The 14263-nt window shown below is 67.7% G+C and carries 16 protein-coding genes and 1 tRNA gene; 7 read left to right on the forward strand and 10 right to left on the reverse strand.

The genetic code is table 11. The features are described from left to right. The first annotated feature begins 92 nt into the window (after positions 1–92). The 5 genes from tolB to AC1RLW_RS03445 all read left to right on the forward strand — a co-directional run bounded on the left by tolB (position 93) and on the right by AC1RLW_RS03445 (position 3742). Positions 93–1409 carry a Tol-Pal system beta propeller repeat protein TolB gene (tolB, locus tag AC1RLW_RS03425; protein WP_095745431.1) on the forward strand — a complete coding sequence of 439 codons (1317 nt, stop codon included), beginning with the start codon at positions 93–95 and terminating at the stop codon, positions 1407–1409. A gap of 36 nt (positions 1410–1445) precedes the next feature. Next, the gene (gene pal, locus AC1RLW_RS03430) at positions 1446–1964 is read left to right on the forward strand and encodes a peptidoglycan-associated lipoprotein Pal (protein ID WP_493192218.1); all 519 of its coding nucleotides are present in this window, start codon (positions 1446–1448) and stop codon (positions 1962–1964) included. Beyond that, positions 1964–2716, forward strand: coding sequence for a tol-pal system protein YbgF (gene ybgF / locus AC1RLW_RS03435; RefSeq protein ID WP_095745430.1), 753 nt, complete (start codon positions 1964–1966; stop codon positions 2714–2716). The genes pal and ybgF overlap by 1 nt, the downstream gene beginning before the upstream one ends. Before the next feature lie 80 nt (positions 2717–2796). Beyond that, complete coding sequence (locus tag AC1RLW_RS03440) at positions 2797–3615, forward strand: tRNA threonylcarbamoyladenosine dehydratase (protein WP_493192219.1); 819 nt, start codon at positions 2797–2799, stop codon at positions 3613–3615. Positions 3616–3666: 51 nt separating this feature from the next. Next, a tRNA-Lys gene (locus tag AC1RLW_RS03445) sits at positions 3667–3742 on the forward strand. Positions 3743–3820: 78 nt separating this feature from the next. Here the strand turns inward: AC1RLW_RS03445 and AC1RLW_RS03450 are convergent. The 3 genes from AC1RLW_RS03450 to AC1RLW_RS03460 are packed head-to-tail and all read right to left on the reverse strand — an operon-like array spanning position 3821 to position 5400. Then, positions 3821–4060 carry a hypothetical protein gene (locus AC1RLW_RS03450; RefSeq protein WP_493192220.1) on the reverse strand — a complete coding sequence of 80 codons (240 nt, stop codon included), beginning with the start codon at positions 4058–4060 and terminating at the stop codon, positions 3821–3823. Next, complete coding sequence (locus tag AC1RLW_RS03455; protein WP_493192221.1) at positions 4057–4677, reverse strand: type 1 glutamine amidotransferase domain-containing protein; 621 nt, start codon at positions 4675–4677, stop codon at positions 4057–4059. The genes AC1RLW_RS03450 and AC1RLW_RS03455 overlap by 4 nt, the downstream gene beginning before the upstream one ends. Positions 4678–4692: 15 nt before the next feature. After that, complete coding sequence (locus AC1RLW_RS03460; RefSeq protein ID WP_095948644.1) at positions 4693–5400, reverse strand: type 1 glutamine amidotransferase domain-containing protein; 708 nt, start codon at positions 5398–5400, stop codon at positions 4693–4695. A 121-nt stretch (positions 5401–5521) separates the two neighbouring features. Here AC1RLW_RS03460 and AC1RLW_RS03465 point away from each other — a divergent pair, with 121 nt between their 5' ends. Next, the gene (locus AC1RLW_RS03465; RefSeq protein WP_493192222.1) at positions 5522–6424 is read left to right on the forward strand and encodes a LysR family transcriptional regulator; all 903 of its coding nucleotides are present in this window, start codon (positions 5522–5524) and stop codon (positions 6422–6424) included. 15 nt (positions 6425–6439) lie between these two features. Here AC1RLW_RS03465 and AC1RLW_RS03470 read toward each other — a convergent pair whose 3' ends face one another. The 3 genes from AC1RLW_RS03470 to AC1RLW_RS03480 form a co-directional block, all read right to left on the reverse strand. Continuing rightward, positions 6440–7504, reverse strand: a complete 1065-nt coding sequence (locus AC1RLW_RS03470; protein ID WP_493192223.1) for an asparaginase — start codon at positions 7502–7504, stop codon at positions 6440–6442. Positions 7505–7606: 102 nt separating this feature from the next. Then, entirely contained in the window at positions 7607–7840 is a 234-nt protein-coding gene (locus AC1RLW_RS03475; protein ID WP_095948641.1) for a hypothetical protein, read from the reverse strand. 542 nt (positions 7841–8382) lie between these two features. After that, on the reverse strand, positions 8383–9108 hold the full coding sequence (locus AC1RLW_RS03480) for a helix-turn-helix domain-containing protein (protein WP_083259139.1): 726 nt from the start codon (positions 9106–9108) through the stop codon (positions 8383–8385). Positions 9109–9178: 70 nt separating this feature from the next. Here AC1RLW_RS03480 and AC1RLW_RS03485 point away from each other — a divergent pair, with 70 nt between their 5' ends. Continuing rightward, complete coding sequence (locus AC1RLW_RS03485) at positions 9179–9409, forward strand: helix-turn-helix domain-containing protein (RefSeq protein ID WP_062470169.1); 231 nt, start codon at positions 9179–9181, stop codon at positions 9407–9409. A 28-nt stretch (positions 9410–9437) separates the two neighbouring features. Here the strand turns inward: AC1RLW_RS03485 and AC1RLW_RS03490 are convergent, their stop codons facing one another. The 4 genes from AC1RLW_RS03490 to dapE form a co-directional block, all read right to left on the reverse strand. Continuing rightward, positions 9438–9950 carry a hypothetical protein gene (locus tag AC1RLW_RS03490; protein ID WP_139701662.1) on the reverse strand — a complete coding sequence of 171 codons (513 nt, stop codon included), beginning with the start codon at positions 9948–9950 and terminating at the stop codon, positions 9438–9440. Between the two features lie 90 nt (positions 9951–10040). Continuing rightward, positions 10041–12044 carry an ABC-F family ATP-binding cassette domain-containing protein gene (locus tag AC1RLW_RS03495; RefSeq protein ID WP_159276846.1) on the reverse strand — a complete coding sequence of 668 codons (2004 nt, stop codon included), beginning with the start codon at positions 12042–12044 and terminating at the stop codon, positions 10041–10043. Between the two features lie 142 nt (positions 12045–12186). After that, complete coding sequence (gene prmB, locus AC1RLW_RS03500) at positions 12187–13068, reverse strand: 50S ribosomal protein L3 N(5)-glutamine methyltransferase (RefSeq protein WP_493192224.1); 882 nt, start codon at positions 13066–13068, stop codon at positions 12187–12189. Next, positions 13065–14252 carry a succinyl-diaminopimelate desuccinylase gene (dapE, locus tag AC1RLW_RS03505; protein WP_493192225.1) on the reverse strand — a complete coding sequence of 396 codons (1188 nt, stop codon included), beginning with the start codon at positions 14250–14252 and terminating at the stop codon, positions 13065–13067. Before dapE ends, prmB begins: the two co-directional genes overlap by 4 nt. Positions 14253–14263: the final 11 nt, after the last annotated feature.

A 14263-nucleotide genomic window follows, 5' to 3' on the forward strand; every position in this document is an offset into this window, starting at 1 on the left:
CGTTTTGTGACGGCGTGTCCAAACCAGTGTGTAACATGTGGCCCGTGAAACGCCGGGGAGAAACTTTTTACCCGGAAACCTCTCCGAACCGCATGAACAAGCCGTTGCCAGATCTTTCCCCAACTCCTTCTTCATCGTTGATTGCACGCCGCAGCCTCATCGCGGCCCTTGCTGCCTCTCCCATGCTTCCCGCCATGGCCCAGTTCCGGGTCGAGGTGTCGGGCGTGGGGCTGACGCAGTTGCCGATCGCGCTCGTGCCTTTCCGGGGGCAGGACGCCTCGCCCCAGAAGATTTCCGACATCGTCCAGGCCGACCTCGAACGCAGCGGCCAGTTCCGCGGCGTCGATGCCTCGGGCCAGGCGCTCGACGAGTCCTCGCGCCCCGACCTCGCCCTGTGGCGACAGCGCACCGCCGATTCGCTCGTGGTGGGCAGCGTGAGCCGGCTGGGCGACGGCCGCTACGACGTGCGCTTCCGCCTGTGGGACGTCGTGAAAGACCGCGACCTCGGCGGCCAGAGCTACACCGTGCCGCAGGGCGACCTGCGCCTGGCAGCGCACCGCATCGCCGACTACGTGTACGAGAAGCTGACCGGCGAGAAGGGCATCTTCTCGACCCGCATCGCCTACGTCACCAAGGGTGGCAGCCGCTACTCGCTGTGGGTGGCCGATGCCGACGGCGAGAACGCGCAGGCCGCGCTCGCCAGCCCCGAGCCGATCATCTCGCCTTGCTGGTCGTCCAACGGCCAGCAGCTGGCGTACGTGTCCTTCGAGTCGCGCAAGCCCGTGGTCTACGTGCACAACGTGGCAAGCGGCCAGCGCCGGCTGCTCGCCAACTTCAAGGGCTCCAACAGCGCCCCGGCCTGGGCACCCGACGGCGGCTCGCTGGCCGTCACGCTCAGCCGCGATGGCGGCTCGCAGCTGTACACCATCCCGGCCAGCGGCGGCGAACCGCGCCGCCTGACCCAGAGCTCGAGCATCGACACCGAGCCCGTGTACTCGGCCGACGGCAGCACGATCTACTTCGTGAGCGACCGCGGCGGTGCGCCCCAGATCTACAAGATGAGCGCCAGCGGTGGCAACCCGACGCGGGTCACCTTCAGCGGCACCTACAACATTTCTCCATCTGTCAGCGGCGATGGCCGGTGGTTGGCCTACATCTCGCGGGTCGGCGGTGCGTTCAAACTCCACGTGATGGAGTTGGCCAGCGGCAATGTCGCCGCGATCACCGACACCACGGCCGACGAGAGCCCGAGCTTCGCACCCAACAGCAAGCTGATCGTCTATGCCACGCACCTACAGGGCCGCGAGGCGCTCATGACGACCACGCTGGACGGAAAGATCAAGGCCCGCCTCGCGGGCCAGGCGGGAGACATCCGTGAACCGGACTGGGGTCCGTTTCAAAAGCAATAAGCATTGACCAGATAAATTTACTTGAGGAGTTCGCAAATGTTGAAACGTACGATCTATTCGCTCGCCATCGTGGCGCTCATCGCCGGTTGCTCGTCGGGCACCAAGCTCAACGAAACGCCGGTCACCGACCGCAGCGGCACGGCCGGCGGCCAGCAAGGCGGCGCAACCGCCGTGGCCCCGGTGACCATCGACCCCAACGCCAACACGGCGCAAGGTCCGGTCGGCGTGGCACGCATCGTGTACTTCGACTACGACAGCTACACGGTCAAGCCCGAGTTCCAGTCGGTGATCGACGGCCATGCGCGCTTCCTCAAGGGCGCCACGCAACGTCGCGTCTCGATCGAAGGCCACACCGACGAGCGCGGCGGCCGCGAGTACAACCTGGCCCTCGGCCAGAAGCGTTCCGAAGCCGTGCGCCGTGCGCTCACGCTGCTGGGCGTGAACGACAGCCAGATCGAAGCCGTGAGCTTCGGCAAGGAAAAGCCCGCGGCCCAAGGCTCGGGTGAAGAAGTGTGGGCGCAGAACCGCCGCGCTGAAATCCGCTACACCCGGTGATGCAACCACGTGCCCTGTGGCGAGGCGCGGCCCTCGCCGCCGCCTTGCTCTGCGCGTCGGCCGGCTCGCAGGCGGCGCTGTTCGAGGACGACGAGGCGCGCCGCGCCATCCTCGACCTGCGCCAGCGCGTCGAAGCCATGCGCCAGCAGACCGACCAGCGCCTGGCCGACGAAAACGGCCAGCTGCGTCGCAGCCTGCTCGACCTGCAAAGCCAGATCGAGCAGATGCGCGGCGAACTGGCACGCATGACCGGCCAGAACGAGCAGCTCACGCGCACGCTGAGCGAAATGCAGTCGCGCCAGACCACGATCGACGACAAGCTCAAGCAGAACGAGCCTTCCAAGGTCTCGATCGACGGCCGCGAGTTCAATGCCGATCCGAAGGAAAAGGCCGACTTCGAAGCCGCCCTGGGCGTCTTCCGCTCGGGCCAGTTCGCACAGGCCCAGACCGCCTTCGCCGAGTTCGTGAAGCGCTACCCGCAAAGCGGCTACAACGCGTCCGCGCTGTTCTGGCTCGGCAATGCGCAGTACGCCACGCGCAACTACAACGAAGCCATCGCCAATTTCCGCTCGATGCTCTCGCTCGCACCCGACCACGCCAAGGCGCCCGAAGCCGTGCTGTCGATTGCGAACTGCCAGATCGAGCTGAAGGACACGCGCGCCGCACGCCGCACGCTGGAAGACCTGACCAAGGCCTACCCGCAGTCGGAAGCCGCACAGGCCGGCCGCGAGCGCCTGTCGCGCCTGCGTTGATGCAATGACCGTTTCGGCGGAGCGTTCCGCTTGAGAGTGCTTCGATGATGCCTTCGGCTGAAGAAGCCTCGTCCCTCCCCATGGCCGCCGCGGATGTCCTCACCGACACCGCGGCGCCTGACTTTGCGCGCCGCTTCGGCGGCCTCGAGCGCCTGTACGGCGTGGCCGGTGCCGCGCGCATCCGCCACGCGCATGTGCTGGTCGTCGGCATCGGCGGCGTGGGTTCGTGGGCGGTGGAGGCGCTGGCGCGCAGCGGGGTGGGGCGCCTGACGCTCATCGACCTCGACCACGTGTCGGAGTCGAACATCAACCGCCAGATCCACGCGCTCGACTCGACCGTCGGGCAGGCCAAGGTCGAGGCCATGCGCGAGCGCATCGCGCAGATCAACCCCGACTGCCAGGTGCTCGCCATCGACGAGTTCGTCGAGCCCGACAACTGGGCGTCACTGCTCGAGACCGCGCAGGCCGCCCACGGGCCGGTGCACGCGGTCATCGATGCCTGCGACCAGGTGAAGGCCAAGCTCGCCATGGCCGCCTGGGCGCGCACCGTGTCGCGCGGCACCGCGTTCATCACGGTCGGTGCGGCGGGCGGCAAGCGGCAGGCGCACAAGGTCGACATCGACGACCTGTCGCTCGTCACCCATGACCCGTTGCTGGCCCAGCTTCGCCAGCGGCTGCGCAAGCTGCACGGCGCGCCGCGCGAAGGCCGCAAGATCGGCCTGGCCTGCGTGTTCAGCCGCGAGAGCGTGGCACCGCCCGATGCGTCCTGCCAGATCGATGCGGGCGACGGTTCGCTCAACTGCCACGGCTACGGATCGGTGGTCAGCGTGACCGCCACCTTCGGTCAATGTGCGGCAGGGTGGGTGCTCGACGAAATTGCGAGAAACACCACGCTATAATCCAAGGCTTTGCTGGATTCAACGTCGGCAAGAAGCAAGAAAAATGGTTCCGGGACGTTAGCTCAGTTGGTAGAGCAGCGGACTTTTAATCCGTTGGTCACTGGTTCGAATCCAGTACGTCCTACCACCGAGCCATGCGAAATATGAAAAGCCAGCTGTCACCCGACAGCTGGCTTTTTTCTTGGGTCCGACGCCAGGCAGGCGGTCAGGACGCCGGCTGTTGCCTGAGCCGCTTGAGCAGTTCGCGCCCCACACCGAGCGCCGACGCCGGGTTCTGCCCGGTGATGAGCTCGCGGTCCATCACCACGTTCGGCATGAACGGCGCCTGGTTGCTGCTGTAGGCACCGCCGGCCTGCTGCAGCGCGGTCTGCGGATAGAACTTCATCGTGCCGCCCTGCAGCGCCGCCTTGGCAAGCTCCTCTTCCTGGTTGCTGATCACGGTCATGCGGTAGCCGGCGTAGATCCAGTCGGGGCGTTGCTCGACCGTGCCGCCCGCTGCGAGCCGGTTCGTGAAGCCCTGTGCATCGGGCAAGGTCGAGAGCAGTGCGATCGGGCCGTGGCACACGAGGCCGTGGTCTTGTGGCGTGCATGAAAGTCCGCGAGCAGCCGGCCCAGCGCGGGGCTGGTCAGCAGGTCCTGCATGGGCGCATGGCCGCCCGGCACATAGACGGCGTCGAAGCGGGCGTAGCCGATCTGCGCCACGCGCGACAGGCTGATCACCGGCGAGTCAGTGCGCGAGGTGAGCTTCAGCGTGTCGAGCAGTGCCTTGTGCTGCTTGAGGGCGGCTTCGTCGCCATCGAAATACATCTTGTCGACCGACGACGCGTCCACGGTGGGCGCGTTGCCTTGGGGCGTGGCGAAGGTCAGCTGGTGGCCGGCGTCGAGCAGCAGCTTCACCGGCTGCATCAGCTCGTTCAGATAGAAGCCGGTGGCGAAGACCTTGCCGTCCTTCAGTTCGAGGTGGTCGGCATCCGAGAGCACGACCAGCACGTTGGCAGCCTGCGCGCCGAGCGCGGCCAGGCCGAGGGCCGCGACGGCGGCGAGTTTGTGGAGGGCGTTCATGGACGTTCTTTCCTTTCAGTTCTGGCGCAGCAGCAGTTCGCGCATCGCCGCACCGACACCCGCGGCCGATTGCGGGTTCTGCCCGGTGACGAGCCGGCCGTCGACCACGACCTGCGCCGTCCAGTCGGGCGCCGGGTGGTGGTGCGCGCCGCGTTGCACGAGCGTGGTGGCCAGCAGGAAGGGCACGGTCTGCGCGAGGCCGACGGCGCGTTCTTCGTCGTCGGTGAAGGCGCTGAGGTTCTTGCCCGCGACCAGGTAGGCGCCGTTGCCCAGCGTCACGTTGACCAGTGCCGCGGGGCCGTGGCACACCGCGCCCACCACGCCGCCCGCTTCGTAGACCTCGCGGGTCACGCGCGCTGCGTCGGGGCTCGTCGGAAAGTCCCACATCGCGCCGTGTCCGCCGGCAAAGAAGATCGCACTGTACTTCGACGCATCGACATCGCCCAGGCGCTGCGTGTGGCGCAGGGCCTCGCGAAAGGCGCTGTCGTTCCAGTAGCGCGCATTGACCGCATCGCCGAGGTCCAGGCCATCGACTGGCGGTTCGCCGCCCTGGATGGACGCGAGTTCGAACGCAATGCCGGCTGCTTCGAGCTCGGCCAGCGGGTGGGTCAGTTCGCCGAGGTAGAAGCCCGTCGGCTCGCCGCCGGTGGCGCCCTTGGTGCCATGGCTGGTGAGCACCATGAGCACGGGGCGGATCGACGGGGCGGTGGTGGTGGAAGTCATCTGTAGCTCCTGGAGAAAGGTGAAGAGGCCGGGCCCTGTGGCCCTCGAGATCGAATGTATTGATTGCCTTGCCGGCGATAAACTGGCCGGTCAGGAAAACATTTGTTCTTCAGGAGACAAGATGAGCCGTCGATTCGATCACCTCGGGGATGTGGAAACCTTCGTCACCGTGGTCGAGAAAGGCTCGATGACGGCCGGCGCCGTGGCGCTGGCGACGACGCCCTCGGTGCTCAGCCGCGCGATCACGCGCCTGGAGGCGCGGCTGGGCGTGCAGCTGCTGCGCCGCACGACGCGGCGCCTGAGCCTCACCGAGCAGGGGCGGCTGTACCTGGAGCAGTCGCGTGCGGCCTTCGCACTCATCGACGATGCCGAGCGCGCGATGCAGGGGCAGGGCGACGAGCTGACGGGCAGCGTGCGCCTGAGCGTGCCCACCACCTACGCCCATCACCGGCTGCCGGCGCTGTTGCAGCCGTTCTGCGTCCGCCATCCGCAGGTGCGCGTCGAGCTGAACATCACCAACCGCAACGTCGACCTCGTGGCCGAGGGCTACGACCTCGCGATCCGCATGGGTCCGTTGCCCGACAGCGGCCTGGTCGGGCGCAAGCTCGAGGACGCGCCGATGTGCCTGCTCGCCGCGCCGGACTACATCGCGCGCGCGGGCATGCCGGCGCGCATCGGCGACCTCGCGCAGCACGCCTGCCTGCCTTTCGTGATGCCCAGCACCGGCCGCGTGGCGCCCTGGATTCTTCAGGAGGACGGGCGCGACGTGGACTGGACGCCGCACGGCAGCCTCCAGGTGTCGGACGATGTGCTGGGCGTGGTTTCGCTCGCGTTGAGCGGGCTCGGGATCTGCCAGACCTACGACTTCATCGCGCGCCCGCTGTTCGCGCAGGGCCGCGCGGTGGAGGTGCTGGCGCCGGCGTGCGGGCGTTCGCGGCCGGTGTCGGTGATTTATGCGCCGCACCGGCGGCTGTCGTCCGCCTCGCGCGCCCTGATCGATGCGTTGGCCGGCGCGCCGGCCTGACGCGGTGCGCGGGGCTCAGCGGTCGAACGCGGCCTGCAGCTCGGCCTTGCCCGTGACGCCGCGGTGCAGCTGGAGCATCAGCAGCAGGCGCGCCTTCTGCGGGCTCAGGTCGCCGGCCATCACGGCGCCGGCCTCGTCGCTGGTCTTGCCGCCGCCCACGAAGCCGTAGACCGGGCGCGTGCGGCCGTTGTGCACGCGCGTGGAGACGACCACCGGCACGCCCTTGGACAGCGCGTACTTGAGCGCCTCGAACATCGAGACGTTCATGTTGCCCATGCCCACCGCCTGCACCACGATGCCCTTGGCGCCCTGGTCGACGGCGTAGCGCATCAGCGAGCCGTCGGCGCCGCCGAACATGGCGACGATTTCCACGCGCGGCATCTCGGCGCTGCCGATGTCGATGTGCTGGCGGCGCAGCGGCGCGCGGGTGAAGACGACCTTGTCGTCCCACACCTCGCCCAGGAAACCGAAGTCGCCCGAATTGAAGGTCTCGACATTGGCGGTGTGCGTCTTGGTGACGTTGCGTGCCGCGTTGATCTGGTTGTTCATCGCCAGCATCACGCCCTTGCCGCGCGCTTCGGGCGTGGTGGCGATGCGGATGGCGTTGAGCAGGTTGCGCGGGCCGTCGAAGTCGGGCGACGAGGCATTGCGCTGCGCGCCGATCAGGATCACCGGCTTGTCGGACTTGACGGTCAGGTCCAGCCAGTAGGCCGTTTCTTCCATGGTGTCGGTGCCGTGCGCGATGACGACGCCGGCCACCTCGGGGCGCGCGAGCGCGTCGTCGACCGCCTTGGTCAGGCGCGTCCACCATTTCGCCTCGATGTAGTTGGACGACATGGCCGAGAAGTTGTTGACCTCGATGGTCGCGTACTTGCCGGCATCGGGCACCGTCTGCATCAGGTCGTCGCCCGAGATCGCGGGCACCACGCCCTTGGTGACGGGGTCGATCTTCATCGCGATGGTGCCGCCCGTGGCGATGAACTGCACGACGGGTCGCGCTTGCGTCTGCGCCTGCGCCGACGTGGCCACTGCTGCCAGGCCGATCGTCGCGAGTGCCAGTGTCCTCTTCAGTGTCTTCATGGGTTTCCTTGGCGATGTGAAGGTGCGCGCCGATGCTACGCGACGGCTGCGCTACACCGTGGACGCCAAGGAAGATGTGCCCCGTCGGGCACGCAGGCAGGGCTACGCCGGGGCGTGCCAGTCTTGCGTGGTCTGCGGCGAGAGGTTCACGGCGCCTTCGTTGCAGGGCTGAACCTCCAGGGGATCGCACGGGCTGCTGATCTGGCGCCCGTCGAACTTGATGCGGATGTGCGAATTGCTCGCGCCGGCGACGGTGCCGAGCCGGCCGCCGCAGATGACGCGGGCTCCTCTTTCGAAGCTGACGCCGTAGCGTTCGCGGATGTCCCTGAGACTCATGTGATTCCCTTTGTTCCCTGTGCTGACAGTGAACGAATCGTCTCTTGGGCCTGCGTGGAACCACGTAGGTCGCATTCCGTTACACCGTGTAGGAAAGAAGAGGGGTTGACGGAAGGCGGACGCCTCGGGGGGCGCCAGCGCGCAGAAATGAAAAAGCCCTCGCGAGGAGGGCTTTTGTCGGAAGTTGGTCGTGAACTCTTACGCGGTCCACGCTACGGCAAAGATTCGTTTGCGGAAGTCATTGTTGTTTTTCTCGTCGCTATGACTTCGACGCGCTGGTATGAGATTCAGCTTGCCTGGCCAGGCAAATGCCCGATCATTTCGGGCAACCGCGAATTATATACCAGAATGAACCGACCCCTTCAAAAAGCCGCCGCCCGGCGCGCAGCGGGGCAGGCAAAAAAACAGCCCGCACGAGGGCGGGCTGGAAGGTGACTTGCTGGAGGAGGGAGGATCAGAGGTGCAAGCCACCGGGAGAAACCTCATTGTGCCCGGCGAATCTGTACGCAACCTGACCTCGCGAAAAGAGGCCCTTTGGGCCTTCAGTCTTCGTCTTCCCACTTGCCGATGACGGTGCCCAGCACGGTGAAGGGCACGCGCACGGCTTCGTGCGCGGGGTTCAGCGGCAGCAGCCAGCGGCGGCCCGCGTCTTCCTTGTAGACCTTGAAGGTGACTTCGCCACGGATGTCGTCGTCGAGCTTGGCGACGACGCGTTCGCCGTCGTCGGGCGTGGTGTGCTGCGGGTCGACGAAGACGATCGATCCGGCCGGGTAGCTCTTCAGGTGCCCGTGCGGCGAGGTCATGCTGTCGCCGCGCACGCGCAGCGCGTAGGTGCCGGCGCTGTGGTGCGCGATGCAGGGAATCCAGCGTTCGGCCAGCGTGGGCCGGGGCGGCGATTCGGCGCCGCGCCATTCGCCGGCCTGCTCCCACGAGATCAGCGGCACGGTGCCGGGCGTCTGCGGCGCAAAGGCCGGGCCGACGGGCGCGATGCGGGTGACGCGGTAGGGGCCGGGCGGCTCGTGGGCGTTGTCGCGTGCCAGGCGGATCTGCACCTCGTCCCACGGGGCGGGGCCGTCGCCGGTGTCGAGCCAGTTGGGGTCGGCGCGGTAGGCGCGTGCCAGGGCGAGCACGCTCATCGACCGGCTGGTGTCGCCACGCTCGATCTTCGAGATGCTCGACTGCTTGACGCCCGAAGCGGCCTCGGCCTGCTTCTGCGTCATCTTGGCGAATTTGCGTGCGGCCAGGGCACGTGAAGCAATAGTCTCCATGGGGTGGAGATTCAAGCGCAGATGAATATTCGTATTGGACTCTAAAATAGGAAAAAAAGGGAGGATCGATATGAAGCCACGCGAATTGGTGCAGGCGCTGCGAGCGCTCGGATTGACGCAAAAGCAGATCCAGGAACGCACGGGCATTCCGCAGCCCACGGTCAGCAAGATCGGGCTGGGGCGGGTGAGCGACGTGATGTCGCGCCACTACGTCGCGCTGCTGGCCGCCTACGAGCAGCGCATGAAGGAAGAGGCGCTGCGGCCGGCCCCGCACTACGGACCGCCGCCAGCCGGCGACTGAGCCGGCAACTGGGCCGGAGGTGGCCGGATCAGGCCGGCTTGAGCCGTTCCGCGGGCTCGGGCGGCGTGAGGGCCAGCGTGGTGCTCACGCGCACGCAGTCCTTGATGTGCTGTTCGCCCAGCGCGCGCAGCGCGGCATAGCCGAGCGCGGCCGACACCACCTGCCCGGCGATGGGCACGTACTTGGTGGCCTGCTTGGCGGTGAGGCGGATGCCGGCGTGGCGGGCGAGCTTCATGAGCAGCTCGCGCGTGACGAGCCGGCCCACGAGCAGGGCGCCGAGTGTGGTGGCGGCCTTCTGGATGCGCTCGCGCTGGTGCGGCGCGAGCTTTTCGACCTGGGTGACCGAGAGGCCGAACTCGGCGCTGATCTGCGGCACGAGGCGCGAGAGCAGCGCCGCGTCGGCCATCCAGTCGACGCCGGGCAGCGGCACGGCGCTGGCGGCGGCGGCCATGAGGGCCTTGCGGCCGATCAGGCGCCGGCTGCGGTGGATGGCCGCGATGAGTTTTTCATCGCCCCGGGCGAGTTCGATCGAAGAAGGCATGCAGCGTGGCTCCTTGGCGGGTTCCCTGAGCGTGCCATGCTACCCGGCCCGCGCCGGTGGAAGCCGGCCGGGCCGTGCGGGCGCAAGGGGCTATGCCGCCAACGCTTCGAGCTGGTCGGACAGCGCCAGCCAGCGCTCCTCGAGCTGCGCGATCTCGTCGTTGAGCGCCTTCAGCCGCTTGCCGGCATCGGCGATCTCCGCGGGCGGCAGCGGTTCGGCCAGCCGGGCTTCGAGCGTGCTGCGCTCGGTGCTGGCCGCGGCCATGCGCTCGTCGATCTTGGCGATCTCCTTCTTCAGCGGCTTGGCCTGCTCGCTGCGCTGCTGGCGCTCCTGGGCGTCCTGCTTGCGCTGCTCGGGGGTGTTGCTGCTCTTCACTGGTGCTGCAGCAGCGGCGGCCGCAGCAGCCGCCGCCACGGCGTCCGCTTCGCGCACGGCCACCTTGGCCTCTTCGCGCAGGCGCTTGGATTCGTCGAGCAGGTAGCGCTGGTAGTCGTCCAGGTCGCCGTCGAAGTCGGTGACGACGCCGCGGCCCACGAGCCAGAACTCGTCGCACACCGAACGCAGCAGCGCACGGTCGTGGCTCACCAGCATCAGCGTGCCTTCGAACTCGTTGAGCGCCACGGCCAGGGCCTCGCGGGTGGCCAGGTCCAGGTGGTTGGTGGGCTCGTCCAGCAGCAGCAGGTTGGGGCGCTGCCAGACCATCATCGCGAGCACGAGGCGGGCTTTTTCGCCGCCGCTCATGGTGCCCACGGGCTGCTTGACCATGTCGCCGCTGAAGTTGAAGCTGCCCAGGAAGCCGCGCAGGGCCTGCTCGCCGGTGGCTTCCTTGGCATTGCTGCCCAGTTCGCGCGCCATGCGCACCATGTGCTCCAGCGGGTTGTCCTGCGGGCGCAGCACGTCGAGTTCCTGCTGCGCGAAGTAGCCGATGTTCAGGCCCTTGCCCTCGGTGACCTGGCCGGCCAGCGCGCCCATTTCGCGCGCGATGGTCTTCACCAGCGTCGACTTGCCCTGGCCGTTGGCGCCCAGGATGCCGATGCGCTGGCCCGCCAGCACCGAACGGCTCACGCCGCGCAGGATGGTCTTGGGCGCTTCGCCTTCAACCTCGTAGCCGAAGCTGGCGTTGTCGATCGAGAGCATCGGGTTCGGGATGTTGCCCGGCTCCTTGAACTCGAAGGTGAAGTCGGCCTCGGCCAAGAGCGGCGCCACCTTTTCCATGCGCTCCAGCGCCTTGACGCGGCTTTGCGCCTGCTTGGCCTTGCTGGCCTTGGCCTTGAAGCGGTCGATGAACTTCTGCAGGTGGGCGATCTTGTCCTGCTGCTTGCTGAAAGCCACTTGCTGCTGCTCCATCTGCAGCGCGCGCATGTCCTCGAACTTGCTGTAGTTGCCGCCGTAGCGCGTGAGCTGGGCGTTGGCGATGTGCAGCGTGACGTCGGTCACGGCGTCGAGAAACTCGCGATCGTGGCTGATGACGATCATGGTGCCGGGGTACTTCTGCAGCCAGGCCTCGAGCCAGACGAGCGCGTCCAGGTCCAGGTGGTTGGTCGGTTCGTCGAGCAGCAGCAGGTCGCTCGGGCACATCAGCGCGCGGGCCAGCTGCAGGCGCATGCGCCAGCCGCCCGAGAAGCTGTTGACGGGCTCGTCGAGCTCGTGCGACTTGAAGCCCAGCCCCAGCACCAGCGCCTGCGCGCGCGGCACGGCGTCGTGCTCGCCGGCATCGGCCAGGTCAGTGTAGGCGTGGGCCAGTTCCATGCCGATGTCGGCGTCGTCGGGGTTCTCGGCGTAGGCGGCCTCGATGGCGGCCAGCGTGGCGCGCAGCTCGGTCAGGCGGGTGTCGCCGCCGACCACGAAGTCGGTGGCCGACTCCTCGGTCTCGGGCATGTCCTGTGCCACCTGGGCCATGCGCCACTGCTTGGGAATGTAGAAGTCGCCGCCGTCTTCGTGCAGCGTGCCGTTGAACAGCGCGAACAGCGACGACTTGCCGGCGCCGTTGCGTCCCACCAGACCGACCTTTTCGCCGGGGTTGAGATTGACGGTGGCGCCGTCGAGCAGTTTCTTGGCGCTGCGGCGAAGAATGACGTTTTTGAGAGTGATCATGAGTGAGGAACCGTAGGGGCGATTATCCCGCCCGGCCTTCGGCGACCCGGCGCGAAGGGGCAAAGGCGGACATCGCCCGATGAAAGGGGGCGCAGCCCGGAGGCTGCGTGCAAGGCGGTGAAGCGGGGGGCGGCGGGCGTCGCTAACGCACGCCGGCGCCGGCCAGCAGCGCCGTCCGGGTGACCAGCAACACCTGGTCTTCGCCGGCCGAGGTTTCGAGCCAGACCACCTCGAGCTGCGGAAACGCGGCCTCGAAGTAGTCGCGCTCGTTGCCGATCTCCAGCACCAGCACGGCCTGCTCGCTCATGCGGGCGGGCGCGTCGGTGAACAGCTGGCGCACGAAATCCATGCCGTCGGTGCCGCCGGCCAGCGCCAGTTCGGGCTCGGCGCGGTATTCGGCGGGCAGCGCAGCCATGCTGGCGCTGTTCACGTAGGGCGGGTTGCACAGCACGAGGTCGTACGTACCGGGCACGTTCTTCAGGCCGTCCGATTCGATCAACTTGACGCGGGCGTCGAGCGCGTGGCGCGTGACGTTGATGGCGGCCACTTCGAGCGCTTGCACCGACAGGTCGGCCGCATCGACCGTCACGTCCGGGTAGGTGAGCGCCGCGAGCACTGCGAGGCTGCCGTTGCCGGTGCACAGGTCGAGCACGCGCTGCGTGTGTTCGCCCAGCCAGTAGTCGATGCTGCCGTCGGCGATGAGCTCGGCAATGAAGCTGCGCGGCACGATGGCGCGCTCGTCCACGTAGAAGGGCACGCCCTGCAGCCACGCTTCTTTTGTGAGGTAGGCGGCGGGCTTGCGCGTGGCAATGCGCTCGTCGATGAGGGCGGCCACCTTGGCGGCGTCGGCCGGCGACACGGGGGTGTCGGCCACGGCGTCGATGTCGTCCAGCGGCTGCTTCAGGCGCCACAGCACGAGCCAGGCGGCTTCGTCGAAGGCGTTGACGGTGCCGTGGCCGAAGGCCACGCCGGCCTCTTCGAGCCGCTTCGCGCCGGCTTCGATGAGTTCGATGACCGTGCTCATCGGTCGCCTTGCGCAAGCGCCGCGTCGAGCCCGCGCAGCGTGCGCAGGTAGATGTTCTTCAGCGTCTCGATCTCGGCGACGTCGATGTGCTCGTCGATCTTGTGGATGCTGGCGTTCACCGGGCCGCATTCGACCACCTGCTTGCAGATCTTGGCGATGAAGCGCGCGTCGCTGGTGCCGCCGCTGGTCGACAGCTCGGTGTCCAGGCCGGTTTCTTCGCGGATCGCCGCCTGCACGGCCGTGACGAGCTCGCCCGGCGTGGTCAGGAAGGGCAGGCCGCCGACGGTCCAGGCCAGCGTACAGTCGACGCCATGCGCGTCCAGCACGGCGTGCACGCGCTGCTGCAGCGACTCGGGCGTCGATTCGGTCGAGAAGCGGAAATTGAAGTCGATCACCGCGCTGCCCGGAATCACGTTGCTCGCGCCAGTGCCCGAATGGAAATTGCTGATCTGCCAGCTGGTGGGCTGGAAGTAGGGGTTGCTTTGCGCGTCCCAGCCACCGGCGGCGTTGATCGCCACCAGTTCGGCCAGCGCGGGCGCCACCGCGTGCACCGGGTTCTTCGCCAGGTGCGGGTAGGCGATGTGGCCCTGCACGCCGTTCACCGTGAGCTTGCCGCTCATGGTGCCGCGGCGGCCGTTCTTGATCATGTCGCCGCAGCGCGCGACCGAGGTGGGCTCGCCGACGATGCAGTAGTCGATGGTTTCACCGCGCGCGGCCAGCGCGTTGCAGACGATCACGGTGCCGTCGACGCCCGGGCCTTCTTCGTCGCTGGTCAGCAGCAGCGCCAGCGTGAGCGCCGGGTCGGGTTCGCCCTGCAGGAACTCTTCGATGGAGGTCACGAAGGCCGCGACCGAGGTCTTCATGTCGCAGGCGCCGCGCCCGTAGAGCTTGCCGTCGCGGTGCGTGGGCGTGAACGGGTGGCTGCTCCACTGGTCGAGCGGGCCGGTGGGCACCACGTCGGTGTGGCCAGCAAACACCAGCGTCTTCGTCGGCTTGCCGTTCGTGGGACGGCGCACGGCCCAGAGGTTGGTGACCCGGAAATCGGCCGGGCCGCTTTCGATGGTTTCCAGCGTGAAGCCCAGCGTGGCGAGGCGTTCGCCCAGGATCTGTTGGCAACCCGCGTCGTCGGGGGTGACGGAAGGGCGCGAGATCAGTTGTTCGGCGAGCTGGAGCGTACGGGACATCGAGGGAGCGG

The sequence above is a fragment of the Variovorax sp. GW822-FHT04A09 genome (assembly GCF_058801005.1).